This is a genomic window from Anoxybacillus sp. (assembly GCF_036834105.1).
In the GTDB taxonomy this organism is placed as follows: Bacteria; Bacillota; Bacilli; order Bacillales; family Anoxybacillaceae; genus Anoxybacillus.
This window is the reverse complement of sequence record NZ_DAITON010000141.1, coordinates 1-5,680: the sequence shown is the minus strand read 5'-3', so window position 1 is coordinate 5,680 and position 5,680 is coordinate 1. Positions and strand designations below refer to the sequence as shown.

Sequence of the window (5,680 nt, the reverse complement as noted above, 5' to 3'; positions counted from 1 at the left end):
AGGAGAGGATGAATGATGGAGAGATTAGAACGGAAGGTGGTCAATCAAATGGCTGAAGTGCCTTTAAGTAGGACAAGAACGACTGTTTCTCAATGGTTGCAACGATTTACAGTTCGATTAAGCCATTTGTTATTTCAGCAAGGGTTTTTGTTTTTAATTATTGGTTTTTTGCTTGGACGAGCTCTCATTTTAACGAAAATGACACCGTTTGCTTTGCCCTTCTTTTCGGCCATTTATTTACTTCGCCGCGATAAGTTAGGCTTTGTGTTTATTGCTTTATTTGCAGGATCGCTGACGGTTTCTTTTTACACTTCTTTATTTATTGTTGCTTCGATCGTAATGTTTCTCGTTTTTTATCGGTTGTTTTATTGGATTGATGCTCCGCTGAAAAGGTTGCCGGTTGTTGTATTTTTTGCCTCGGCTTTCGCGAAAACGGGGATGATATATACATGGGGTCATGAATGGACGGTATATGAAGGAATGACGATGTTTATCGAAGCAGGTCTTGCGTCCATTTTAACGCTCATTTTTTTACAGAGCGTGCCGTTATTTGATCATCAAAAATATAAACAAACGTTGAAACCAGAAGAAGTTATTTCTTTTGTTATTCTCATTTCTTCTATGTTGACTGGAATGGTCGGTTGGTCCATGTATAGTTTGTCGTTAGAGCATATTGCTTCGCGTTATTTACTGTTGCTGTTTGCTTTTGTAGCTGGTGCAACGGTCGGTTCAACCGTCGGCGTCGTGACGGGGCTCATTTTAAGCTTGGCGAACGTTTCTAATTTATATCAAATGAGTTTACTCGCTTTCGCCGGGTTGCTTGGCGGACTGCTAAAGGAAGGAAAAAAGTTAGGTGTTTCATTTGGTTTGGTCGTCGCAACATTGTTAATTGCCCTTTATAGCCAAGGAACGACAAATATTGTCCCAAATGTTGTAGAGTCGCTATGTGCCGTTTTGCTTTTCCTTATGACGCCACAATCGTTAACGAGTAAAATGGCGAAATATGTGCCAGGAACTGTTGAGCATACGAACGAGCAACAACAGTATGTACGGAAAATTCGTGATGTGACAGCGCAGCGCGTTGAGCAATTTTCGCATGTGTTTCAAGCGCTATCGAAAAGCTTTTCTTCATATAGTGTGCTTACTCACGAGGAAGAAGAGGAACGCGAAATTGATTATTTTTTAAGTGATGTTGCTGCTAAAACGTGTCAAACATGCTTTAAAAAAGATCAATGTTGGGTGAATCACTTTGATAAAACATATGATTACATGAAAAAAATTATGCAAGAGGCGAGTGAAAATGATCAAATTGTAAATGCAAAGTTGCTGCGTGAGTGGAATAAACATTGTGTAAAAGCGAATAAAGTCGTGCAAATGATTGAAAAGGACGTATCGTTTTATAAAGCAAACAAAAAATTAAAACAGCAAATGAAAGAAAGTCGTAGGCTTGTCGCAGAACAGTTATTAGGTGTGTCACAAGTGATGGAAGATTTCGCAAAAGAAATTCAAAAAGAGCGTGAAAATTATTACGTACAAGAAGAACAAATTTTGCATGCCCTTCAACAGTTCGGTGTAGATGTGAATGATGTTGAAATTTATAGTTTAGACAAAGGAAATGTTGATATTGAAATGGTTATTCCATATTGCGATGGAAGGGGAGAGTGTGAAAAACTTATTGCACCGATGTTATCTGATATTTTAGGTGAGACGATCGTTGTGAAGAGAGAAGATTGCTCGACGTATCCAAATGGAGATTGCCGGGTTGCATTTAGCTCTTCAAAAGCGTTTGTCATCGATACAGGTGTTGCGTACGTTGCAAAAGGTGGTGGATTCATTTCCGGTGACAGTTACGCAATGATGGAAATCGGCGGAGGGAAATATGCGCTGGCTATTAGCGATGGTATGGGGAATGGTGAACGGGCGCATTACGAAAGCAAAGAAACGTTAAAATTGTTACAAAAAATTTTACAATCGGGCATTGAAGAGCGAATTGCCATTAAATCCATTAATTCGATTTTAGCGTTGCGGACGACGGAAGAAATTTTTTCTACGCTCGATTTAGCTATCGTTGATTTGCAAAATGCAACAACAAAGTTTTTAAAAGTTGGCTCTTCACCTAGCTTCATTAAACGAGGGAACAACGTCATGAAAATTGAATCAAGCAATTTGCCGATTGGTATTATTACCGGAGTAGAGTTCGAAGTGTTCGAGGAACAGCTGAAAGCTGGGGATTTGCTCATTATGATGAGCGACGGCATTTTTGACGGTGTGTCTCACATTGAAAATCATGATGTATGGATAAAGCGGAAAATTAAAGAATTAAAAACGAATGATCCGCAAGAAGTGTCCGAGTTACTTTTAGAAGAAGTCATTCGCTTGAACGGTGGAGAAATCGAAGATGATATGACAATTGTCGTTGCGCGCATTAAGCATAATACACCGAAATGGGCTGTCATTCCGGCATATCAATATATGAAATAAAGGTATAAAATCCCCTCTAACCGTCGATGATGGGAATATACTAACTTTTTCGGAGGGGATGAGCGTATGCGAAAAGGAACGTTACGTCAAATTTTATTAATTACGGACGGTTGTTCTAATCATGGTGAAGATCCAATTGCTATGGCAGCATTAGCGAAAGAGCAAGGAATTACAGTCAACGTGATTGGTGTTCTCGATCAAGATGTGATTGATGAACAAGGATTGCGTGAAATTGAAGGAATTGCTCAGTCTGGTGGTGGCATTAGCCAAGTTGTTTATGCTAAACAGTTGGCGCAAACGGTGCAAATGGTGACGAGAAAAGCGATGACCCAGACGTTGCAAGGCGTCATTAATCGCGAGCTGAAACAAATTTTAGGTTCTCGCGCTTCGATCGAGGAGCTTCCACCAGAAAAAAGAGGTGAAGTGATGGAAGTTGTTGAAGAATTGGGAGAGACCGTTAACTTACAAGTTTTAATATTAGTAGACACGAGCGGAAGTATGAAAACGAAGTTGCAAACGGTCAAAGAAGCATTGCTAGATTTATCTATTAGTTTGAATGCTCGTTTGGGAAATAATGAGTTTTCTGTTTTTGTATTTCCCGGGAAAAAAGGAGAGGTAGATCGCATTTTAGACTGGACTCCGAAAATGGAATCCATTTCAAGCGTTTTCCCAAAACTTACGTCGGGAGGCATTACACCGACCGGTCCAGCGATTCGTGAAGCGCTACAACAATTCCAAAAAAAACGTTCACTGAAAAGCTTGTTTACTCATGATGGTGATGACGATGTATACATCGAACAATCCATGTAGCATTCGAATAGGAACGATGATACAAGGGAAGTGGCATAAACGTCGCTATGAAATTATAAAACAGCTCGGCAAAGGGGCGAACGGTGTTGTTTATTTAGCGAAAGAAGGGCGCACATTTGTTGCGATGAAAATAAGCAACCAAGCGGCGGCGATGATGTCAGAAGTTAATGTACTTAAACGATTTTCAGAGGTCCAGGGAGTTGCCCTCGGACCTTGTTTATTAGATGTTGATGACTGGGTTCATCCGCAAGAAAAAAAGATGTATTCATTTTACGTCATGGAATATATTGAGGGGGATGATTTATTAACTTTTATTCAGAAACGAGGAAAAGATTGGATCGTCGTTATGACATTACAGCTACTAGGTGATTTGCATAAATTGCATGAAAAAGGATGGGTGTTTGGAGATTTAAAACCAGAAAATTTAATTGTAGCAGGGGCGGTTCCGAAAGTACGGTTAATTGACGTGGGGGGTACAACGATTCGCGGTAGAGCAATTAAAGAGTTTACGGAGTTTTTTGATCGCGGATATTGGGGGATGGGAACACGAAAGGCAGAACCTTCTTACGATTTGTTTGCAGTAGCAATGATTATGATTAACATGTGTTATCCAAAGCGATTTGAAAGAAAGGAAAATGGGAGGGAGCAACTCCGACGAATGATTTCTTCCCACAGCTATTTAAAAAAATATGAAAAAATATTATGGCGTGCACTAGACGGGAAGTACGCTTCTGCTGATGAAATGAGGAAGGATTTGTTGCAATGTATGCAGCAGCCTTCTGCTCGGGTAGAAAAGCGAGGGGGAAGGCGAGTTCGGAAGTTCCGCCTACTAGAAACGATGTTTTTGTTTGTTTGTCTTTTATTTATGTATGTTGTTTATTTGTACGTCCAAATTCTTTAATTTTTGTACGTTCGTTTTGAGTTGTGGTACGATTGTAAAAAACGACGTTTGCGAAGAGGGTGCGTATGTTACAAGTTGTGCATCAGTTTATTGAAAAGCATCAATTGCTTGAGTGTGGTACAACCGTTGTTGTTGGCGTGTCAGGCGGCCCGGATTCATTAGCATTGCTTCATTTTTTATGGAGCGAACGAGAACGATATCATATTCAAATTGTCGTTGCACACGTCGACCATATGTTGCGAGGAAAACAATCGGAAGAAGATATGCATTTTGTGAAACATTTTTGCGAGCAACGTAGTATTATATGTGAGGTCACAAAATATGACGTTCGGGCGTATATGAAACGAACGAAAAAAGGGGTGCAAGAGGCAGCCCGCGATTGCAGATACGATTTTTTTGAGCAAGTGATGAAAAAATATAAAGCGCGATATATTGCTTTAGCCCACCACGGTGATGATCAAGTTGAAACGGTGCTCATGCGGCTTGTACGTGGGAGTACGCCGAAAGGATATGCTGGTATACCTGTGAAGAGACCGTTTGGCGATGGGTATATCATTCGTCCTTTCTTATGTATTGATCGGCAACAAATCGAACAATATTGTCAAGAAAACGAACTGTACGCCCGGCATGACCCGAGCAACGATAAAGATGATTATACACGCAATCGTTTCCGCCATCACGTTCTCCCTTTTTTGAAGCGGGAAAACGTTTGCGTTCATGAACATGTTCAACAGTTTAGTGAGATCGTTAGTGAAGATGAGGCATTTTTAGAGCAGTTGACAAAAGAAAAGCTAAAGCATGTCATGAACGAACAAGAAGGGCGTATTCGTGTTGATATTCCTTCGTTCATGCGCATGCCAAAACCTTTACAAAGGCGAGGGATTCAACTAATATTAAACTATCTTTACGGAAATGTCCCGTCGACATTGTCTTCTATACATATCGAACAAGCGTTGCGTTTTTTTGAACGAAAACATCCTTCAGGTATGCTTCATTTTCCAAACGGATTAAAAATGATTCGTCAATATGAAGCGTGCGTATTTACATTTCAATATGAACAGCCGTGCGAATATGAATTTGTCATGCATATTCCTGATACGATTATGTTGCCAAATGGCTATCAACTCATGAGCGAGTTTGTTGATCATTATCCTTGTATTGCAGGCGATGAACGCGTCGTTATTGATATGGATCAAGTCGTGTTACCTCTTCGTGTGCGAACGAGAAAGCACGGAGATCGCATGAAAGTTAAAGGGATGGAACATGCCAAAAAAGTTGGGCGTATCTTTATTGATGAAAAAGTCCCGATGAACGAGAGGGACCAATGGCCAATCGTCGAAGATGCAAACGGAAACATTATATGGATTCCAGGGATAAAAAAATCAGCTTATACAGCAACAAATATTACAAAAAATCGCTATATTGTATTACACTACTGTAGATGAGTAAAATCACTAACATAAATTGACAACCAAACAAAAAAGGAGA

At 40.1% G+C, this 5,680-nt stretch carries 3 protein-coding genes and 1 pseudogene; all 4 read left to right on the top strand.

Annotated features, from left to right (window positions below):
* Positions 1-15 precede the first annotated feature (15 nt).
* The 4 genes and pseudogenes from spoIIE (at position 16) to tilS (ending at position 5,637) form a co-directional block, all read left to right on the top strand.
* Complete coding sequence (gene spoIIE / locus V7Z64_RS11445) at positions 16-2,481, top strand: stage II sporulation protein E (protein WP_219986156.1); 2,466 nt, start codon at positions 16-18, stop codon at positions 2,479-2,481.
* 51 nt (positions 2,482-2,532) lie between these two features.
* A pseudogene (locus V7Z64_RS11440) lies at positions 2,533-3,291 on the top strand (VWA domain-containing protein); the annotation flags it as partial.
* Positions 3,254-4,192 (top strand): serine/threonine protein kinase, encoded by a 939-nt coding sequence (locus tag V7Z64_RS11435; RefSeq protein ID WP_297989915.1) that lies wholly within the window; start codon positions 3,254-3,256, stop codon positions 4,190-4,192. The pseudogene V7Z64_RS11440 and the gene V7Z64_RS11435, both read left to right, overlap by 38 nt.
* Before the next feature lie 65 nt (positions 4,193-4,257).
* Positions 4,258-5,637 carry a tRNA lysidine(34) synthetase TilS gene (gene tilS / locus V7Z64_RS11430; RefSeq protein ID WP_297989881.1) on the top strand — a complete coding sequence of 460 codons (1,380 nt, stop codon included), beginning with the start codon at positions 4,258-4,260 and terminating at the stop codon, positions 5,635-5,637.
* The last annotated feature ends 43 nt before the right edge of the window (positions 5,638-5,680 follow it).

Excerpts from the sequence above, each read along its gene's own strand:
- spoIIE (WP_219986156.1), top strand. The coding sequence starts at position 16 with ATGGAGAGATTAGAACGGAAGGTGGTCAATCAAATGGCTGAAGTGCCT.
- tilS (WP_297989881.1), top strand. The coding sequence starts at position 4,258 with ATGTTACAAGTTGTGCATCAGTTTATTGAAAAGCATCAATTGCTTGAG.
- V7Z64_RS11435 (WP_297989915.1), top strand. The coding sequence starts at position 3,254 with ATGGTGATGACGATGTATACATCGAACAATCCATGTAGCATTCGAATA.